This window comes from Coleofasciculus sp. G2-EDA-02 (assembly GCF_040226375.1).
In the GTDB taxonomy this organism is placed as follows: Bacteria; Cyanobacteriota; Cyanobacteriia; order Cyanobacteriales; family Coleofasciculaceae; genus Coleofasciculus.
The window spans coordinates 35,768-52,907 of sequence record NZ_JAVKEW010000136.1; the positions used below are offsets into that span (position 1 = coordinate 35,768).

Consider the following 17,140-nt stretch of genomic DNA (forward strand, 5'->3'; position numbering starts at 1 on the left):
AGCATAGCCCGTTTTCCTCATCGTCATCATCTCTTAGACACTGAACAGTTGAATGAGACAGCACCTTGGCGCAAAATTTGCCAACTGTCTCCTGTCCATTTCACCACCGTGGAAGGTACGCCTTGGGTATTGGAGTGAGGCTCTTCTAGTTCTGTGGATTCCGTGGGATGAAGGGTCAGCACCTCCGGAAACTCTGCCTCAATTTCTGACATTGTAGGTAAGGGAGGTTTCCCGGAAATGTTGGCGCTTGTCGTGGCTAAAGGAGCCGTCTGCGACAAAATCGCGATCGCCACTCTAGAGTTGGGAACCCGTAAGCCAATCGTGGTCGGATCTGTGGGGTTCATCGCCCCTGGAACTTTATCCGAAGCGGGCAGGACTAATGTTAACGCTCCGGGCCAATATTTCTGCGCCACTTGCTGCCAAATCTCTAATTCGGCGTCTGTCCCCTTGACATAAGACCAAAGTGATGCAGGAAATGCTCCCATTAAAATTAAGGGTTTGTTATTGCTTCGCTGCTTGAGCGTAAATATCAATTCTGCATAATCTGGTCGTACAGCCAGAGCGGGTATCGTGTCGGTGGGAAAGCTTACGATCTGACCAGAATTAGCGCCAGCCACTAGGGCAGACATGAACACATGAGTCATGTTGAGGTTAGATAATACTCTGATAGCTTCAGGGAAATATTTAATATTTTGCTAGAAATTAAGGCAAAAGTCAAAATAAGTCATAAGTCATAAGTCATAAGTCATTCGTCTTACTTATAACTTATGACTTATTATTGCCGATACGCCAAAGCAAAACGGTCAATTCCAGCTAAATCTGGAATTATCTGAATCTGACCATAACTGCCCTGTTGATGCAATAACTGGACAACCGTATTACTTTGTCCTGCCATCATTTCTATCATCCAAACGCCCCCAGGACGCAGGTAATCGGGAGAAGTATTAATCAGGTGTCGAATGCAGTCTAGACCATCAATTCCCCCGTCAAGTGCCGCCAACGGTTCGTGATCCCGTACTTCTGGCTGTAACTGTTGTAGTTCATCTGTGGGAATATAGGGAGGATTGGATACTATACCACTCAATTGACCTTTGAGTGCTGCCAAGGGGGAAAACCACGACCCTTGATAAAATTGAATTCTTGACTCAAATCCTAACTGTTGAGCATTCAGTTGGGCAATAGCGAGGGCATCGGTACTGTAATCAACGGCGTGAATCGTCGCACTCCGAAACGCCTCAGCTAATCCTAACGCGATCGCGCCGCTGCCTGTGCCTAAATCTGCCCACTGTCCCGAGTCAAGTTGGGGTGTGGGACTCTTCCCCGTCGCGCTTACCGCCAAATCGATTAAATATTCCGTTTCCGGTCGAGGAATTAAAACAGCAGGGGACACATTCAGCGAAAAACGCCGCCAAGGAGTGAACCCCACTAAATACTGTACAGGCAAGCGGTCATAAAGACGCCGCTGCCAGAGTTGAGCCAGGACTGACAGCGGATAGCGTAATTCGATGTGCGATCGCGCCTTAAAAGACTCTAGGCGCAGCGACAGGGCGTCAAGTCCTGCTACCTCTTGAAGTAACCAATCTACTTCCGCGACAGGGATACCCGCCTCTACAGCAGAGATCTGGGCATCTTGTCGCCACAGCCAGAGATCTTGACCGGATACCACAGTAAATGTCCTAGAGGATGGCTCTGGCGTTGTAGCCATGGGTAGTTGACCTGGCTCACTTTAGACTAGTTTAGAGCTATTGAGAAGAAGATTGACGCAAAAATTGTAGAGATTCTTGCGACGGAATAAGGAGGATTTGCTCAAGTTGAGGATTATCCTGAGTTTGTAACGTACTAATAATACCCTCTAGCGGTACAACCTGAATCTCAACACTAGAAGCCAGGTTAGGCTGTTGTTCCTTAAAACGGTTAACCAAGTTCTGCAACTGCTCTTTGTCAAAGAAAAAAGGAATGACTTGCTGATTCTCTTGTTGAATCGTTAGATATCCTCTATCACTACCCCCTCTTGCCACAAACAGGGGGACACCCTGAAATTCTTGCCCTTGACCCAGAAGTTGCTGAGCTGACTGTACTTGCTGCTGCACTGGGATATAGGCAAAATCTAAACCATTGGGTTGATTTTGACTCTGTTGATCCAGCTGGTAGACTTCTGCTAACGATACAGGTACGACCCGGACTTGGTTTCCCAATTCAGGCTTTTCCCGCTTTAATCGTTCGACAAAGGCTTGTGCATCCCTCTGGCTAATAAAGACGCCTGCAACCGCCGCATTCTGATTGCTCTGAGTCGGAATAGATGCAACTAAGGGTGAACCTTCTCCATCAGTAACCGTAAAGACAGGGACAGATTGTAACTTTTCCATCACCTGCTGTTCGGTCAAAGCCAGCGTCCGCAGACTTCCACCCCACAAGGAGCCTAGGAGGGTCGTCCCCACTAAACCTAATGTTGCACTCCAGCGAACTAATGATTTCATAAAACAATTGCCTCTTGAGTTCGGTGTATAGCTACCTCATCAAAACTAGGATACCGCTCTCACTTGATAATGACATCTCTCTCGTTAGTTGAATAAATCTGTTAAAAATGTAAGGTAGAGTCTATCCATGCTAATCTAGGCTGTTTTCCTGGCACTATCGACAGTTACGATAGTTACAATTGACATCCAGCTTTCATGAGTGACGAGAGTTGAGTCAGGTAAACCTAGGTTTTCCCAGTTTTGTCTGAGTTAAGAAAACTGACTGGTTTCAATCCCATGGAGTTCCACTTGTTCAGGTTTTAGGTTAATGTTATCATGTCAAGCCAACCGAAAGGGCGGGTCTGAACTCATCGTCCCAAAAGTATCAATATGGGTAAAACAAAAAATTTTAAAAGCTCATCCCACGCTTAAAAGACGTGGCATTTCACTCAGTTCTTCAACCCCAAACCAGCTAAATCGTTCACGGCGAGAGGTTTATGCACCATGAACCATTAACCATCATCTGTGAACAGAGGGCGTTTCTTTCTACCCTGACTGAAGTCCATAGACTTCCACGCCACCCTGTTGATGTTAAAAAATCGGGATGACAGGATTTGAACCTGCGACATCCTGCTCCCAAAGCAGGCGCGCTACCAAGCTGCGCTACATCCCGATGCCTATCTTGATAGTATACCCTAGCGTCCAATTTGCCTAGTCTCCACCGCACAAAAATTAGTCTGGATACCAGAACATCCCTTTGATCCCTTCGGGATCGGCCATAAATCCCATTTGCCGATAAAAATTGACCACCTGGGGATCAGCAAAGAGAGTGATATTACTGATATCTTCACTGCGAAGTTTCTTGATGGTGTACTTCATTAACGCCTTACCCAGTCCCTTACCTTGGAATTCGGGGTGAACCACCACATCCCAGATTGTGGCATTAAAGGCATGGTCGGACGTAGCCCGGGCAAAGCCAATCAGACGCCTGGTGTTTCCTCGCTGCTGCCACATAGACACCACCAGGAAACTGTGTTGAATCGCTTTGCGAACTTTCCGCATGGGTCGTCGTGACCAACCCACGGCGTCGCAAAGCTCCTCTAACTCATACAGATCCAGTTCTCGCTCCGTACTGAAAAGGATACGCCCATTATCCGTGCCCTCGCCAGAGCCTGGAGACTCGCTTAGATTTGAAACGGCATCCCCTTCCAATTTTGTCGATGTAGAAGCAGTGTCAGCACTGCCAAAAAAGCTCTTCCAAAAACCCATGCCGGTGTGGCTATAGCATTTTATACTGGTATTCGTTACATAAGACTTATTCTCAGCTACTTGCAACTAGACATATCTAGCTGGGTAACTTTATGGTTATTCAAAAGTTTGACGTTTTGAACTTTAAGGACTTACGGGTACCATAGAATCCCGCCACACGACAAAAACTGCTCAACCAGTATGCTTTGTCGTTTCGTCTATTCCATCTACAAGAAGCTACATGGGTTGAGTCGTAACAACAACTTGTAGAGGTTTTGACCAATGGAATAGCCACCCCATACAACAAGTGGAAACGTTCCACTTGTTAAACTTTATCACATAAAGTGTCGGAGAAGTTAGTTGTCATGCATAAGTTTTTCCTGAATTTTGGTAGGACAACTTTCAACTGACATGCTTATCGTACCACAATTGGATTGAGATTCTCCTATCACCGTTATGACCTTATGACCGATGGCGCTTAGGGTCACAGTACCCCAAGGCTTCTAACTAGAGCTGAGCCTAACCCCCAGTTCCCAGCATATTTGGCTAGTGCCGTCCTTCAACGATGCCACTCTATTTCTACGGCTCAGTGGCAAATTGTGACTCAGGGCAAGACCTTCTTTAGCTAGACTGAGGCTATTGTGCCGAATTTGTGAGAGATTAACCAGATACGGCAGGTTTTTGCCTTGAGGCTGAGCTTGCTGGTCTATCCCAAAAGCTTTTTACCAAAGCGAACGCCTTTTCCCCCTACTTATGGCTGCGGGTCTGAAATCATCAACACTAGAACTGCTAAAGCGCTTCAACCGGGCGTTTCCGGAATTTTATGAGCAGTTTGTCAGTAGTGAGATCCAATTGCAAAACCTTCGGCTAGCTTATAAACTCTACAAAACTCGGCGCGTCGTTATTGAGATCAAACCCGAAGGCTCGAAAAGCGCCCTACATTTTGCCTACCGCAACCAGTCCTTTCTCCTCAGTGATATTTTTGGGGTTTTAGCTGCCTATGGATTGACAATTCACAGCCTGAGTCTTCATGGTCAAATCAGTCCCCCCATGCTGGTGTTCATCAAGCTAGTGGTATCCCGTGGTAGCAAAGCCCTGACCCCCAAAACAGCCGATAACGTCTGCCGTGCCATTCGGGAGGCGCTGGCAGGACGTTTTGAAGTTGAAGAAATGCTAGCAGTGGAATTTAATCTGGATGCTGGCTTAGAACAAGTAGAAACTGAGTTCTATGTAGACCCAGTATTTCATCTACCCGCCCTGTTAATTGAAGCCGATAACCAACCGGGATTGTTTTATAAGGTAATGTATGCTGTTTGGCAAGAAGACCTACTCGTCGTCAACGCTAACTTACTTGTCTGGCGTGGACGTACCCGCCTCATTCTCTACTTGCTCGGTCCCAATGAAAACTTGATTCCCGAATATTTGGGTCAAAAAATTGCCGAAAGTGTCCGACAGCGATTATTAGGGCGTCGGTTTTGAGTTTTGAGTGGGATAGACTCTTTCCCCTACACCCTACACCGTACACCCCTACACCCTTGACCACCTGCGCCAATTCTCGGATAGGATGGATTGTATGGCAACGATTGAGATTCTCGGGGCTACCCACGCCTACGAATTAACGCCTCCCAAGGCATCCTCATCCCCAGTTTTGGTTTTTATCCACGGCTGGCTGTTAAGTCGTAACTATTGGCAACCACTAATTGACCGATTAGATGCTGATTATCAATGTTTAGTCTATGATTTGCGGGGATTTGGTGATTCTCAATCCCCAACTGATAAAACACCACAAACCGAATCGGCTTTTGGGGCTACTACCTCTGGCGGGGCGGGTGAGAACGATAATGCCACATTAACATCGGCAGACGTTAGCGCCACTGGTTTATCGACCAGTAACTATACCCTTGCTGCTTATGCCAGGGATTTGGGTATTCTATTGGAAAAGCTGGCAATCGATAACGCTTGGCTTATTGGTCACTCTCTGGGTGGCAGTATCGCCTTGTGGGGAGCCTCAGTGGCATCACAACGGGTCAAAGGGGTGATTTGTCTGAATGCGGGGGGCGGCATTTATTTAAAAGAAGAGTTTGAACGATTTCGGAATGTGGGTAAGCAGTTGGTCAAACGCCGCCCTCAGTGGTTGTGTTATCTGCCCTTGATTGATGTACTGTTTACACGGGCACAGGTGGCGCGTCCTCTGGCACGGCGTTGGGGACGGCAACGGGTAATTGATTTCGTTGTGGCTCACCCAGAAGCGGCACTGAGGAGTCTGTTGGATTCGACAACCGAGGCTGAGGTTCACCGTTTGCCTCAGGTGGTATCACAGCTTCAGCAGCCTGTTTATTTTTTGGCGGGTGCGAATGATACGATAATGGCACCAAAATATGTGCGCCATCTGGCTAGCTTCCATAAGCTTTTTCAAAATGGGGGTGCCAATGTGATTGAAATTTCTAATTGTGGTCATCTGGCAATGGTGGAACAACCTGATGTTGTGGATACTCAAATTCGGAAAATTTTGGCTGAGTCTTTGAGTTTCTCGTAATCAAAGCTCGTTCTGCCGACGGAATATCTCTACCACTTACCCTACTGCACATTATTGTCTTTCTGTCAATGCGTAAGTCCTGACGTACCCACTGTGACATCCTCCCCCCGTGAATCGAAGATTACACAGGGGGTTTTATCGCTCCCCTAAGCCCCCACTTTTTGATAAACGAACAATATAAACGAGCACGGAGGGATTTGAACCCCCGACACCCAGAACCGGAATCTGGTGCTCTATCCACTGAGCTACGCGCCCTTTTGTGCAGCGGCGTTCAGAAAGAAACACACTGGCACAAATCAGATTATAACTTCGATTTGGCAAAAACGGCAATCTGGGTAATTGACGCTCCCTTCAGTGACTTTCCCGAACACTCTCCCTTTAGATAGATGCACATTCCCCTCTTCTTTGTGAAAAAGAACTTGTGTGTATGCTTTGTAATCCCTAGGGCAACCTGATACAGGTTCAGTGCTAACTTGCCTATTATCAGGACTCGTTTGGTAAACTGCTGAAGTCAAAAAGCTAATTTGTTCCATCATCACCTGGAATAGTAAGTAAATTTCTCTACTCAATATCATTATGATGCTAGGACTTCTCGCTATTTACTTGTTAATCGCTGGATTATTTTGCCTAAACTGGTTAAATGCATTCCAGAAAGAGACTGACTTATCGTCGGAGCAAAAATTTCGGTGTAGGATGGTTTTTGTCATTGCTACTGTTTTGTGGCCCCTTACCTTTCCAATTTCATATCTGGAAAACTGTTCGAGAGTTTAGTCACTAGGAAGAGAGAAAGCTTCAACAAGCTCTTTCCAAGCTGAATTAGGGTGGGCATCTTGCTCGCTTCATTGTTGGGGCAGAGTGGGGCTGACTTTGCTCGAGTGCTCATGGCATCCTAAAACAAAGAGACAGTTAAGTTATGAGGTCAAGGATGTCAGAAGCGTCAGCACAAAAGCGGATAGTCGTCGTTGGTGCAGGATGGGCAGGTTTAGGTGCGACTCATCATCTTGCCCAACAAGGCTACGATGTTACTCTTCTAGAAGCCGCACCCTATGCCGGTGGATTAGTGGCTGGATGGAAAACCTCTGGCGGACGTTCAGTCGAAGGGGGTATTCATGGGTTCTGGTATCCCTATCGCAATATCTTTCGTCTGGTTAACGAATTAGGGCTTAAACCCTTCACTCCCTTTACCTATTCCTCCCAATATTCTCCGGCTGGATTAGAAGTCGAATCGCCCCTGTTTCAAAATGAATTCCCGCTTCCTACCCCATTGGGTACTTTTGTGTATCCCAAGTTTAGACGCTTACCTCTAATTGACAGGCTTTCGGCTTTGCCTCTTCTCTATGCTCTGATTGATTTTGATAATTCTGATCAAGCGTGGCGACGTTACGATAAGGTAACTGCCCGCGAACTATTTAAACAGTTTGGTATTTCTGCCCGACTGTATCAAGATTCCTTTGAACCGATGCTATTGGTGGGGTTATTTGCTCCTGGCGAACAATGTTCAGCCGCCGCAGCCCTGGGAATGCTTTATTACTTTATTTTGGCTCACCAACCCAATTTTGATGTCGTCTGGTGTCGGGGAACAGTGGCAGAAATGATTTTTAAACCCTGGGTGGAGCGGATTGAGAAAGCTGGGGGACGAGTGCTGACGAATAAGCGGGTGAATGATATTCTCTTGGACGATAGGGGTAAGGCGAAAGCGGTTGTCTGTGGAGAGGAAGTCTTTGAAGCCGATGCGGTGATTGTTGCCGTTAGTGTTAATGGCATGAAAAAAATTGTTAGTGTGAGTACGAACTTACAACCTTATCCTGAATTCCGTAATTTGAGAAATTTAGGGGCAATTGATGTCTTGGCAACCCGGTTGTGGTTTGACCGAAAAGTTATTCTGCGGAATCCTTCTAATGCTTGTTTTGGTTTTGATCCGACGACGGGGTGGACGTTTTTTGATTTAAATGCGCTGCATGATGAATATGCCTATGAACCGGGAAGTGTAATTGAAGCAGATTTTTATCATGCTAATCAATTATTACCCATGAGTGATGAGCAAATTGTGGCAAAAGTTCATCGAGATTTAGCCACTTGTGTGCCAGAGTTTCAAGATGCCAAGGTTATGGATAGCAGCGTGATTCGTGTACCGCAAGGGGTAACGCATTTTGCACCGGGAAGTTATCAGTATTTACTGCCAGCCACAACTCCGATTGATAATGTTTTGATGAGTGGGGATTGGATTGTTACCAAGCACGGTTCTTGGTCACAGGAGAAGGCGTATGTGACGGGTTTAGAGGCGGCAAATTTAGTAATTGACCGTTTTGGGTATGGAAATAAGGCAACGATTATTCCGGTTGAACCCGATGAACCTCATATTCAAGTGGGGCGGATGATTAATAAAATGGTGCGGGATTGGGGGAAGACAGTATTACCTGATTTTTGGTTGCCTTAGTTTTTGAGCTGGAGACGGTAGATAGCAAAATTAAACGGTTAAACCCACCTTTACAATTGACGAAGGGCGGGTTTTGTTGAAAGTTTATCGGTAAATACCAAAGTTAAGTGGCTAAAGGAGTCCTGACAATTTACAGACGTGCCATGGCAAGTCTTTACATAAATGAATTCTGCCGAATATATTGTAAGATACCCTGTGCGATCGCGCTTGCCATTTGGCTGTGGTATTCTGGTGTCGCTAGTCGTGGGTTATCCTCTCGTCCAGTAACGAAACCGACTTCCACGAGAACCGCCGGCATTGGATTATTACGCAAGACGTAAAATCGGGCTTGTTTCACGCCGCGATCGCGAATCGGAATTGTCTGTAAAATACTACTATGAATGGTTTGAGCCAAACGCTGACCATTAGAGTAATAATAGGTTTCTAATCCATTCACATCAGGACGACGACCAATAGCATTAGCATGAATACTCACAAATAAGTCCGCTTGGGCTTGTTTTGCCATCTCGACGCGGGGTGCTAAGTCTACAAAATAATCGCTGGTTCGGGTGAGAATGACTTGAATACCTTGTTGCTGTAAAATAGCAGCAACTTGTTGAGAAATGGGCAAAATCACATCCTTTTCCCGCAACCCATTTAACCCAATCGCACCAGGATCATTTCCTCCATGTCCGGGATCAATCATAACCACAATGCGGCGGTTCGGAACTTGGGAACTATTAAATGGAGGATTGCTAGTTATAGGCGGTATGACAGGATTTTGCGGCGGTAGAGGGGTTTGTGTCGTTAATTCGACAACTCGTTGCGGTGGCGGTAACTGCACTGTCCACATCCGAGGGGAGAATCCTTTGAATAGAACCTGTTGAGGGTTAATCGTATAACCCGGATTAAATTCAATCACCAAGCGCGTGGTTTGGGAGTTCAATTGACCAACACGCACCGCTCGAACTGCGCCACCGACTACTTGTTCTAATTTGGAGTTCTCCAGCAGGATACCGGGTAAATCAATCACCAGGCGGTTGGGATTGGCAAAAAATTGTCCAGTGGGTTGCACCCCTTCATCCGTCGTAAAGACGAGTTGATTTTGATTCACATCAAAGCGCCAGGAGAGCAATCTCGCTGCTTGCGCTGGAAAGGAGAGCAAAAAAAAGCCGAGAAAACTGGGAAGTAGCCAGTGCAGTTTCACTGTTAAAGTTCCTCAAGACAGGGGACGGGGATCAATACTGCAAGGGATAGAGGAGCAGAGGGAGCAGGGGGAGCAATGTAGAGACGCGCTTTTGAAGCGTCTGGGAGCCGGCGAAGCAGAAATTACATTTAGAGCTTATCCGAGTATTATTGGGACGGGGATCATGTTCCAGACGCGCCATAGCAGGTTTTAGATATAATATCTAGCATTCTTTTGTTGAATGGGAGTAAACGTGGCTTACTCGATTTTAGACGGGGGATATTGGATTGTCTCGCATCTGATGGAGTTGAACGTATCGCGGTTCTTGATGTTAATTATTTACAATTGAGAGACTTTTCTATCAGGATAATTCCCCCTGATGTCTAACGAACTGCTATCTGACGTGTGCCAAGCTTCGCAAATCGTCTCGCTGTTTTGCCCAGAAAGAACGTAGATATTCGAGAACGGTTTGAGTATAATTAAACTTTTTGCATTCTTGTCGAATCCACAATCCTAGCTGCCATAATTCGTCTAAGGTTGTGGTTTTTTTTATTAAGGCAATTATTGACTCAATCCAGAGTTTTAGTTTTCGATAACTGATAAATTGCCCACCTTTGTCGCGGCGATGAACAAAAATAATATAAGCCCAAGGTTCTGCTCGCAGAATCATCGATTTGGGAATACCCAGAAATTGAGCAATAAGATCGATAGTGATTGGAAATGATTGGGGTTTGATGCGGCGAAATAGAATAGTCATAGTTGTTTTGGAGAAACATCAAATAGGAGTTCAAATTCTGCGGTGGGAACGAAGCGATGGAGGAATCGCATGTAGTCTTGAGCATCTTGGCGATTGTGAAATCGGGCGATGGTATGGCGTTGAGCGTTGGGGAGAAGGCGGACAATTGCCCAAGGACGAGTCAAGTCGGCGGATGAGGGAATGGCTTGATTCGTCGGTTCGTTAACTCGGATAATATTAAGAATGCTGTGAATTAGCTGCCAGAGGGTTCGACGTGCTGCGGTGGTATCGTTGGGGAGTAAACCCCAGTCACCTACGGGTGCGGGTAACCAAGTCAGAAGGTAGGTTTTGCCGTCTTTATTAATTTTCCAGGACAAGCGGTGGGGTTGTTTGAAGCATTGATAGTGGTGTTGTCTGAGAAGGGCGCACAGTTTTTCACCTTCGGTTTGAAGGCGTAGCCAGTCAGTATGTTTCATGGAATTTTATAGTGAAAAGAACGAACGGATGGAAGGGCAGTTAAAATATTCTCTGCCCTCTATGGTTTTTTGGATTATGACCAGTAAAGCATAACTAGCCATGCTTTACAAGTCATGACTTACAATATGCCCCAAGAAAGTGGAAAGCGTCTCACACCAGCGGATTTGCGTCAGCGTACAGGTTTGACTCAGGTTAATTTTGCGATATCGATTGGAAAAAGTCCTTCAACCATTGCCAAATGGGAAGCTCGAACGTCTTTACCACGAGGCACACCGTCTGAAATTAAACGTTTGTGTCAGGCTTATCAATGTACTCTTGATGAACTGATTGAGGCATTTGAGGGAATCGATGTCGAGTCAGGGTAACATCTGGTCCGGCTGTGAACTGGAGTAGGTTATCGGCTTCGGATTTGCCAGATAGTCATTTGCTATGCCCAATAAAAACAGATTAGATGTAGAGAGTGGCGAATCGCCGTTAAAGCAGTTACGAGAAGCGGTTGGTTTAACTCAAGAGGAGTTGGCTCGGCGAATTGGCGTATCCACGAAAACCATTAGTAACTGGGAAAGAGGAGCCTACCCAGCAACGTTCAATGTTCCCCAGATTAAAGCTTTGTGTCGAGAGTTGCAGTGTAGCTTGGAGGATCTACCGGATAACTTTGGTCCTGCGCGATCGCCCAATCAAGCCTAAGTCGAATGGCATGCTCAGATGAGGCTGGTGGGCAATGCCCACCCTACGGAATATAACGGGTTTTGACGATCCAAAAATGCACACTTTTCAGTGCCATTGAACCTAAGTCAGTTGGGCATCAGCACGAAAGCTGACGAGAGAGCGGGTTCAGACATCTGCCACGCCAAAGAGCGATCGCGCTCAGTTATGGCTACACTTAAGACGAATGGTACTAACATTCACCATTGAAGGGAATTTCCACTACAAACTCCGTACCGCATCCGGGCGCGGAGAAGCAATGTAATTGTCCGCCATGTTTTTCTACGACAATTTGATAGCTAATCGACAATCCTAAACCCGTCCCTTTTCCTACAGGTTTTGTGGTAAAAAATGGATCAAAAATTCGTTCCTTGACTTCTTCATGAATGCCATAACCATTGTCGGCAATGTGAATCAGTACAGAGTTGCGCTCCGATAATTCAGTCCAAATCCATATTGTCGGCGTGGAAACATCATCAGGAAAAGAGAACTCCCCTGATGCCGAATCTTTTGTATTCTCCGGTTGTTTATCCCCTGAATTGAGAGCATCAATCGCATTATTTAAAAGATTCATAAAGACTTGATTGAGTTGTCCTGGATAACATTCCACAGGGGGAAGCTTGCCATACTCTTTGACAACTTGGATGTTAGAGGATTCCGACTTTAAGCGGTGCTGCAAAATCAGCAGCGTATTCTCCATCCCTTGTTCAACATCCATACATTTGCGTTCAGCTTCATCTAGGCGCGAAAAATTCTTTAAACTACCAACTAACGCTTGCAGGCGGGTTACACCGACTTTCATCGAGCTGAGAAGTTTGGGGAAATCTTTTTGGAGGAAGTTAATATCAATTTCTTCAATTAAGGTTTCAATTTCCGATACAGGTTTAGGATAGTGTTTACCATAGAGTTTGATTAATTTCAATAAATCCTGAGCATATTGATTGGCATAGGCAATATTTCCGGATATAAACGTGATTGGATTATTTATTTCATGAGCAACCCCTGCCACTAACTGTCCCAAACTTGACATTTTTTCACTTTGAACCAGTTGGAGTTGAGTCTGTTTGAGTTCGCGTAGGGTTTGTTCAAGCTGAGTGGCTTTCTCTTTTAAGTTTGTTTCCGACTCTCGCAAAGCAGATTCAGCCGCTTTACGTTCCTTGAGTTCATCCGCGACTTGCTCAAACAATGCCGCTTGCTGAATAGCTACACTTAACTGGATACTCAGTTTTCTCACACATTCGATTTCCGGCTGCTGCCATTGCCTTACTCCCGAACATTGCTGAACCACAAGCAATCCCCAGAGCTTTTTCCCTTGTAAAATAGGCGCTACCACGTTAGCACGAACCTGAAGCGTTTCGAGTAATTCAATGTGGCAGGGGGTTAAATTGGCGTTGTAGATATCGTCAATTACTCGAATATCTGGTTTGCTAGCATCGCTGAGGATAATGCCACAGCTTGCCGCACCCAAGATACGCTCATCCAAATAAAGTGTCTCCAGAGCCACTTTATCGGAGGTATTGGCATCGAAAAGACGACCCGTTGAGGACTGATGTAGGTGGGAAATCATGGCAGTAAGTCAGCAATATGTAATACCTAGGGAGGTCGAGGCGTATTCTTTTCAATTTAAAAACACCTCAAAAGAGATTTAAATACACCCAAAGGATGAATTTATATAACTTTATGGAAGAATCAATATACATGTTTTTAAAATAAAGATTCAAAAAAACATCCTGTTTTCTGCGGACGAGAGTCAGTCGAGAAAGCCTGCACCCTGTAGAGTTACTGCCTGGAGGCGGATCTAGACTAGAATCTAAATGCCAACTTTGATCGTTGAAATGTCAGCTCCAACCGTACCCTCTAAAAAATTTCTTCAACCTATTGACCGTCTGGCTTTGGTAATCATGGTAGTGCTAAGTCTGCTAATTGGCATCGTCCTATTGACAGGCGATACCACTCGACCTAGAGTTAGGGCTTTTAGCTGGCAGGACAAATACGTCAGTGCTGAGGATACAGCGTTTATTCTAACCTTTAGCCGTCCGATGAACCACGCCAGCGTGGAAGCGAATCTAAAAATCACACCAGTTTTGCCTTCAGGGGAGGTTAGTCCCTCAGAGGTGCCGCCAATCGAGGGAAAAATTAGCTGGGCGGGGCGTAAAATGGCGTATACGTTGCTCTCGCCGATTCCTTATGGTAATGACTATCAAGTTCAGCTTCAGGGAGCAAAGGAGAAAATACCGGGAGTTGAAGAAGAAGGTACAGTCATGGAACCGTTTCAGGCGACATTTCACAGTCGCGATCGCGCCTTTGCTTACATTGGCGTTGAAGGCGAGGAGCAGGGGCGGTTAATCCTCTATAATCTCACACGACAACAAAAAACACTGCTGACGCCGACTGATCTAGTCGTACTGGACTTTAAGCCCTATCCTGGGAGCGATCGCATTTTATTTTCGGCGAATGACCGCCAAAATCAGGCAAGGGGTTTACTCACGGCACAACTTTACACCGTAACCACAGGATTATCGTTTCCATCTCCAAATAAACGTTCCCCATCTCAGTCAACCGTTGGCAAGCTTGATTTAGTGTTAGATAGTCTTGACTATCAAAATCTGCAATTCGACTTATCCGGAGACGGACAAATCATTGTGGTACAGCGAGTGAATCGAGAAGATCCCGCTGATTTTGGATTATGGATTATCCCTGGGGAGGGCGAACCCCAACCCTTAGAAAATCAGCCCGGTGGCGAATTTTTAATTGCCCCAGATAATGCTTCATTAGCCGTGGCGCAAGGGCAAGGGGTAGCGATTTTGCCGTTAAACTCCAATGCCGAACCGCTAGACTTTCTGCCCAAATTTGGTCGAGTCCTCAGCTTTGCCAGAGATGGTTCAGCGGCGACAATGGTGAAATTTAATACCGACTATACGCGATCGCTGTTTTTAGTGAATAATCAGGGAGCAGAACAAGAAATCTTACGTACAACGGGTTCGATTGTCAACTGCGAGTTCGCCCCCAATGAAGAAACCCTCTATTGCCTGCTCACCCAACTAATTCAAGGGGAAGAGTATCGCGAGGAACCGTTTATCGCCGCCGTTAATCTCAAGGCTGAACCTGAGAGTGAACAGAGTCCGGTCAAACCCTTGGTGGTTCTGCCGGAACAGCGTGATATTCAACTGAGTTTATCCCCAGATGGTTTAGCCTTATTATTCGATCAGGTAGCAACCCGACCCGCCTCACCGATTGATAGTTTAAGAAATGATGAAGGGCAGGCGATCGCCACCGGACGTCTTTGGTTATTGCCCTTAGATGAGTCTATACCCTCAGAAACACCCCTGCAACTACAACCTGAGCCATTATTACCAGGATTCCAACCTCACTGGCTACCGTAGCAGGAGCAGGGGGAGCATGTAGAGACGCTTCAAAAGCGCGTCTCTTAGCAGGGGGAGATAGAAAGTCTGTTGTAGGGGCGGGTTTTACCCTTAACGTTTCGTTTTCACCCGAATGTAACTAAACCCGCCCCGACCAATTGCGAAAATTATCTGACAAATGACCAATGACTAATGACCAACTTTAGCTATCACTTAACCACGCCGGATGAGAAAGCAAAGTCGCAATAACCCGGACACCACGTAACTGATTGGAAAGCGGGAGATGACCTTTCGGGGCGCTGAGATCCCAAGTAAACTCATTGGGGTATCGAGTCCAGCTATTTCCGCTCTTCCAGCCAATTTTGGGCCACAGTTTTTCCCAGTTTTTACCCACAGAAAGCCAAAGTTCCCGCTGCACAGAGAATCCAAATTTACCTTGAGAGTGAATCATCCAAAGGGTATTAATCGTTTGTAAATCGGGAATCGGGAACTTCTCCACTTCAGAAAAGTACAGCCATTTTCGCTGTACGGCAGTAGAGCCAGCCAATGCACAAAGTTTCTCTAATGTCAACCTATCCGCTGCCTGAAATTCTTGCTGGGCAAGTAACTGTTGTAGGGGAGTGTAGTCAATATCCCGTTCAGACAACAGGGGAACAATCCCTGTCGGAAAATGGCTTTGTAGGAACTCCTCAGTTTTGGCAGTCTTTGCCTGATAAAGGGCAAGGTATGCCAAACCGACACTGAGACTGGGAGGGGTTGAGGATTGCGCTTGCAGAAAGTCCATCAAAACATCTAAACCAGCATCCCCCTGATTCACCAGTTCTGGAATGAGCTGGAGTTGTTTTTTCTCAGAACTCGACTCAAGTTGGCTAGTCAACTCGGCAAGCTGGTTAGAGGTTTCGGGTACAGAGGCAGTCGTTTGGTCTATCATGAAGCGACGTGTTTGAAGTTGCGGCAACTGATCCTATTGTCGAGGCAAAGTGGCTCCCTTGAACGCCTGAGACTCGAAAATTGACAAGATTACTTTAGAGCATCGGTCTAATAACCTCAGTTAGCAGTAAAAAGAAGTCACCCGCTTCCAGATGTGCCATGGCACGTCTGGAACATTGCGCCCCAGCTCCCCCAGCTCCCCCGCCTTCCTAACCATTGCTCGGAGGTTGATAACCATTTTCATAGGCAAAACGAATAAGCTGAGCGCGGTTTCCCAACTTTAACTTATTGAGAATACTACTCAGGTGTGTTTGAACAGTACGTGGACTAATAAACAAGCGATTGCTGATTTGTTTATTCGTCAATCCTTGAATCACTTCCCAAAAAACTCGTTCTTCTGCAGGTGTCAACGGTAAAGGTGTAGGGGTGAAAGTTTCTTCTTCCTGGGGTGGTGAAACCTCGGTCGCTTGAGCGGTTTTGGCTTGGTTGGCTAACTCCGTGACGGCGGAACTGGCATTAAGCTGCATTAACTGAACAATCAGAGCATGAATGCGACGGGTTCTCTCAAGCTGAGCCTCGATTTTAGCCGCTAATTCTCTGGGATTAACAGGCTTAATCAGATAATCATCCGCTCCGATGGAGTGCCCGTGAATGCGGTCTTCTAGTTCTCCTTTACCTGATAGAAAAATAAAAGGCATCAGTTGACCGGATGGAGTCGCCCTCAGACGGCGGCAAAATTCTATTCCATCCATCTGTGGCATCATCACATCAGAAACCACCAAGTCCGGTGGACTTTTGACACAAGCCTCCAAAGCTTCTGCCCCAGAACTCACCTGTTCAACCTGATATCCCATATTTTCCAGGGCGCGTGTCAAAGTAATGCGTAATGTTCTATCATCATCAACCACTAAAATTTTTTTCATCGTTGGTCGTCAGTCATGGGTCAAAAGGTTGAAGGTTAGGTTGGTGAGACGCTTTCCCTCAGAACATCCTTCCTTGGATAAGAAGCGTCTGGGCAATAGCAGGAATCAGGAGCAAAAAACTCTGTGTTGGTATTAGCCTAGCGACTTCAGTAGTGTATTGCCACA

17 protein-coding genes and 2 tRNA genes are annotated in these 17,140 nt (G+C 46.1%); 7 read left to right on the forward strand and 12 right to left on the reverse strand.

Annotation, left to right across the window (positions count from 1 at the left end; translation table 11 throughout):
- Window positions 1–26: 26 nt before the first annotated feature.
- From RLO19_RS15505 to RLO19_RS15525, 5 genes are all read right to left on the reverse strand, one after another.
- Window positions 27–644, reverse strand: coding sequence for an L-threonylcarbamoyladenylate synthase (locus RLO19_RS15505; RefSeq protein WP_446357749.1), 618 nt, complete (start codon window positions 642–644; stop codon window positions 27–29).
- Between the two features lie 131 nt (window positions 645–775).
- A complete protein-coding gene (gene prmC / locus RLO19_RS15510; RefSeq protein ID WP_446357751.1) occupies window positions 776–1,705 on the reverse strand; it encodes a peptide chain release factor N(5)-glutamine methyltransferase in 930 nt (309 codons plus the stop codon).
- A 37-nt stretch (window positions 1,706–1,742) separates the two neighbouring features.
- Window positions 1,743–2,477 (reverse strand): Tic22 family protein, encoded by a 735-nt coding sequence (locus RLO19_RS15515; RefSeq protein ID WP_446357753.1) that lies wholly within the window; start codon window positions 2,475–2,477, stop codon window positions 1,743–1,745.
- 578 nt (window positions 2,478–3,055) lie between these two features.
- Window positions 3,056–3,129 (reverse strand) — tRNA-Pro (locus tag RLO19_RS15520).
- Window positions 3,130–3,188: 59 nt separating this feature from the next.
- Window positions 3,189–3,725, reverse strand: coding sequence for a GNAT family N-acetyltransferase (locus RLO19_RS15525; protein WP_446357755.1), 537 nt, complete (start codon window positions 3,723–3,725; stop codon window positions 3,189–3,191).
- Between the two features lie 732 nt (window positions 3,726–4,457).
- Here RLO19_RS15525 and RLO19_RS15530 point away from each other — a divergent pair.
- Both RLO19_RS15530 and RLO19_RS15535 read left to right on the forward strand, forming a co-directional pair.
- On the forward strand, window positions 4,458–5,183 hold the full coding sequence (locus tag RLO19_RS15530) for a hypothetical protein (protein WP_446335109.1): 726 nt from the start codon (window positions 4,458–4,460) through the stop codon (window positions 5,181–5,183).
- A 94-nt stretch (window positions 5,184–5,277) separates the two neighbouring features.
- Window positions 5,278–6,240 carry an alpha/beta fold hydrolase gene (locus RLO19_RS15535; protein ID WP_446357757.1) on the forward strand — a complete coding sequence of 321 codons (963 nt, stop codon included), beginning with the start codon at window positions 5,278–5,280 and terminating at the stop codon, window positions 6,238–6,240.
- Window positions 6,241–6,422: 182 nt separating this feature from the next.
- On the opposite strand, the gene RLO19_RS15540 is transcribed toward RLO19_RS15535, so the two are convergent.
- Window positions 6,423–6,495: transfer RNA gene (locus tag RLO19_RS15540), tRNA-Arg, on the reverse strand.
- Between the two features lie 670 nt (window positions 6,496–7,165).
- On the opposite strand from RLO19_RS15540, the gene RLO19_RS15545 reads away from it, so the two are divergent.
- Window positions 7,166–8,677 carry a hydroxysqualene dehydroxylase gene (locus RLO19_RS15545; protein WP_446357758.1) on the forward strand — a complete coding sequence of 504 codons (1,512 nt, stop codon included), beginning with the start codon at window positions 7,166–7,168 and terminating at the stop codon, window positions 8,675–8,677.
- Between the two features lie 154 nt (window positions 8,678–8,831).
- Here the strand turns inward: RLO19_RS15545 and RLO19_RS15550 are convergent, their stop codons facing one another.
- The 3 genes from RLO19_RS15550 to RLO19_RS15560 form a co-directional block, all read right to left on the reverse strand.
- The gene (locus RLO19_RS15550) at window positions 8,832–9,863 is read right to left on the reverse strand and encodes an N-acetylmuramoyl-L-alanine amidase (protein WP_446357760.1); all 1,032 of its coding nucleotides are present in this window, start codon (window positions 9,861–9,863) and stop codon (window positions 8,832–8,834) included.
- A 373-nt stretch (window positions 9,864–10,236) separates the two neighbouring features.
- Window positions 10,237–10,599 (reverse strand): hypothetical protein, encoded by a 363-nt coding sequence (locus RLO19_RS15555; RefSeq protein WP_446357762.1) that lies wholly within the window; start codon window positions 10,597–10,599, stop codon window positions 10,237–10,239.
- Complete coding sequence (locus RLO19_RS15560) at window positions 10,596–11,054, reverse strand: hypothetical protein (RefSeq protein ID WP_446357764.1); 459 nt, start codon at window positions 11,052–11,054, stop codon at window positions 10,596–10,598. The genes RLO19_RS15555 and RLO19_RS15560 overlap by 4 nt, the downstream gene beginning before the upstream one ends.
- 114 nt (window positions 11,055–11,168) lie before the next feature.
- Here RLO19_RS15560 and RLO19_RS15565 point away from each other — a divergent pair, with 114 nt between their 5' ends.
- From RLO19_RS15565 to RLO19_RS15575, 3 genes are all read left to right on the forward strand, one after another.
- Window positions 11,169–11,420 carry a helix-turn-helix transcriptional regulator gene (locus RLO19_RS15565; protein ID WP_446357766.1) on the forward strand — a complete coding sequence of 84 codons (252 nt, stop codon included), beginning with the start codon at window positions 11,169–11,171 and terminating at the stop codon, window positions 11,418–11,420.
- 64 nt (window positions 11,421–11,484) lie between these two features.
- Window positions 11,485–11,742 (forward strand): helix-turn-helix transcriptional regulator, encoded by a 258-nt coding sequence (locus RLO19_RS15570; RefSeq protein WP_446357768.1) that lies wholly within the window; start codon window positions 11,485–11,487, stop codon window positions 11,740–11,742.
- Between the two features lie 90 nt (window positions 11,743–11,832).
- Entirely contained in the window at window positions 11,833–11,970 is a 138-nt protein-coding gene (locus tag RLO19_RS15575; RefSeq protein WP_446357770.1) for a hypothetical protein, read from the forward strand.
- Here RLO19_RS15575 and RLO19_RS15580 read toward each other — a convergent pair.
- Complete coding sequence (locus tag RLO19_RS15580) at window positions 11,954–13,327, reverse strand: sensor histidine kinase (RefSeq protein WP_446357772.1); 1,374 nt, start codon at window positions 13,325–13,327, stop codon at window positions 11,954–11,956. The two genes, RLO19_RS15575 and RLO19_RS15580, sit on opposite strands and share 17 nt — an antisense overlap.
- Before the next feature lie 247 nt (window positions 13,328–13,574).
- On the opposite strand from RLO19_RS15580, the gene RLO19_RS15585 reads away from it, so the two are divergent.
- Entirely contained in the window at window positions 13,575–15,143 is a 1,569-nt protein-coding gene (locus RLO19_RS15585) for an Ig-like domain-containing protein (protein ID WP_446357774.1), read from the forward strand.
- Window positions 15,144–15,324: 181 nt separating this feature from the next.
- On the opposite strand, the gene RLO19_RS15590 is transcribed toward RLO19_RS15585, so the two are convergent.
- Together RLO19_RS15590 and RLO19_RS15595 are read right to left on the reverse strand one after the other, a co-directional pair.
- Window positions 15,325–16,053 carry a GUN4 N-terminal ARM-like repeat domain-containing protein gene (locus RLO19_RS15590; protein ID WP_446357776.1) on the reverse strand — a complete coding sequence of 243 codons (729 nt, stop codon included), beginning with the start codon at window positions 16,051–16,053 and terminating at the stop codon, window positions 15,325–15,327.
- A 208-nt stretch (window positions 16,054–16,261) separates the two neighbouring features.
- Window positions 16,262–16,975 (reverse strand): response regulator transcription factor, encoded by a 714-nt coding sequence (locus RLO19_RS15595; RefSeq protein ID WP_446357778.1) that lies wholly within the window; start codon window positions 16,973–16,975, stop codon window positions 16,262–16,264.
- Window positions 16,976–17,140 lie beyond the last annotated feature (165 nt).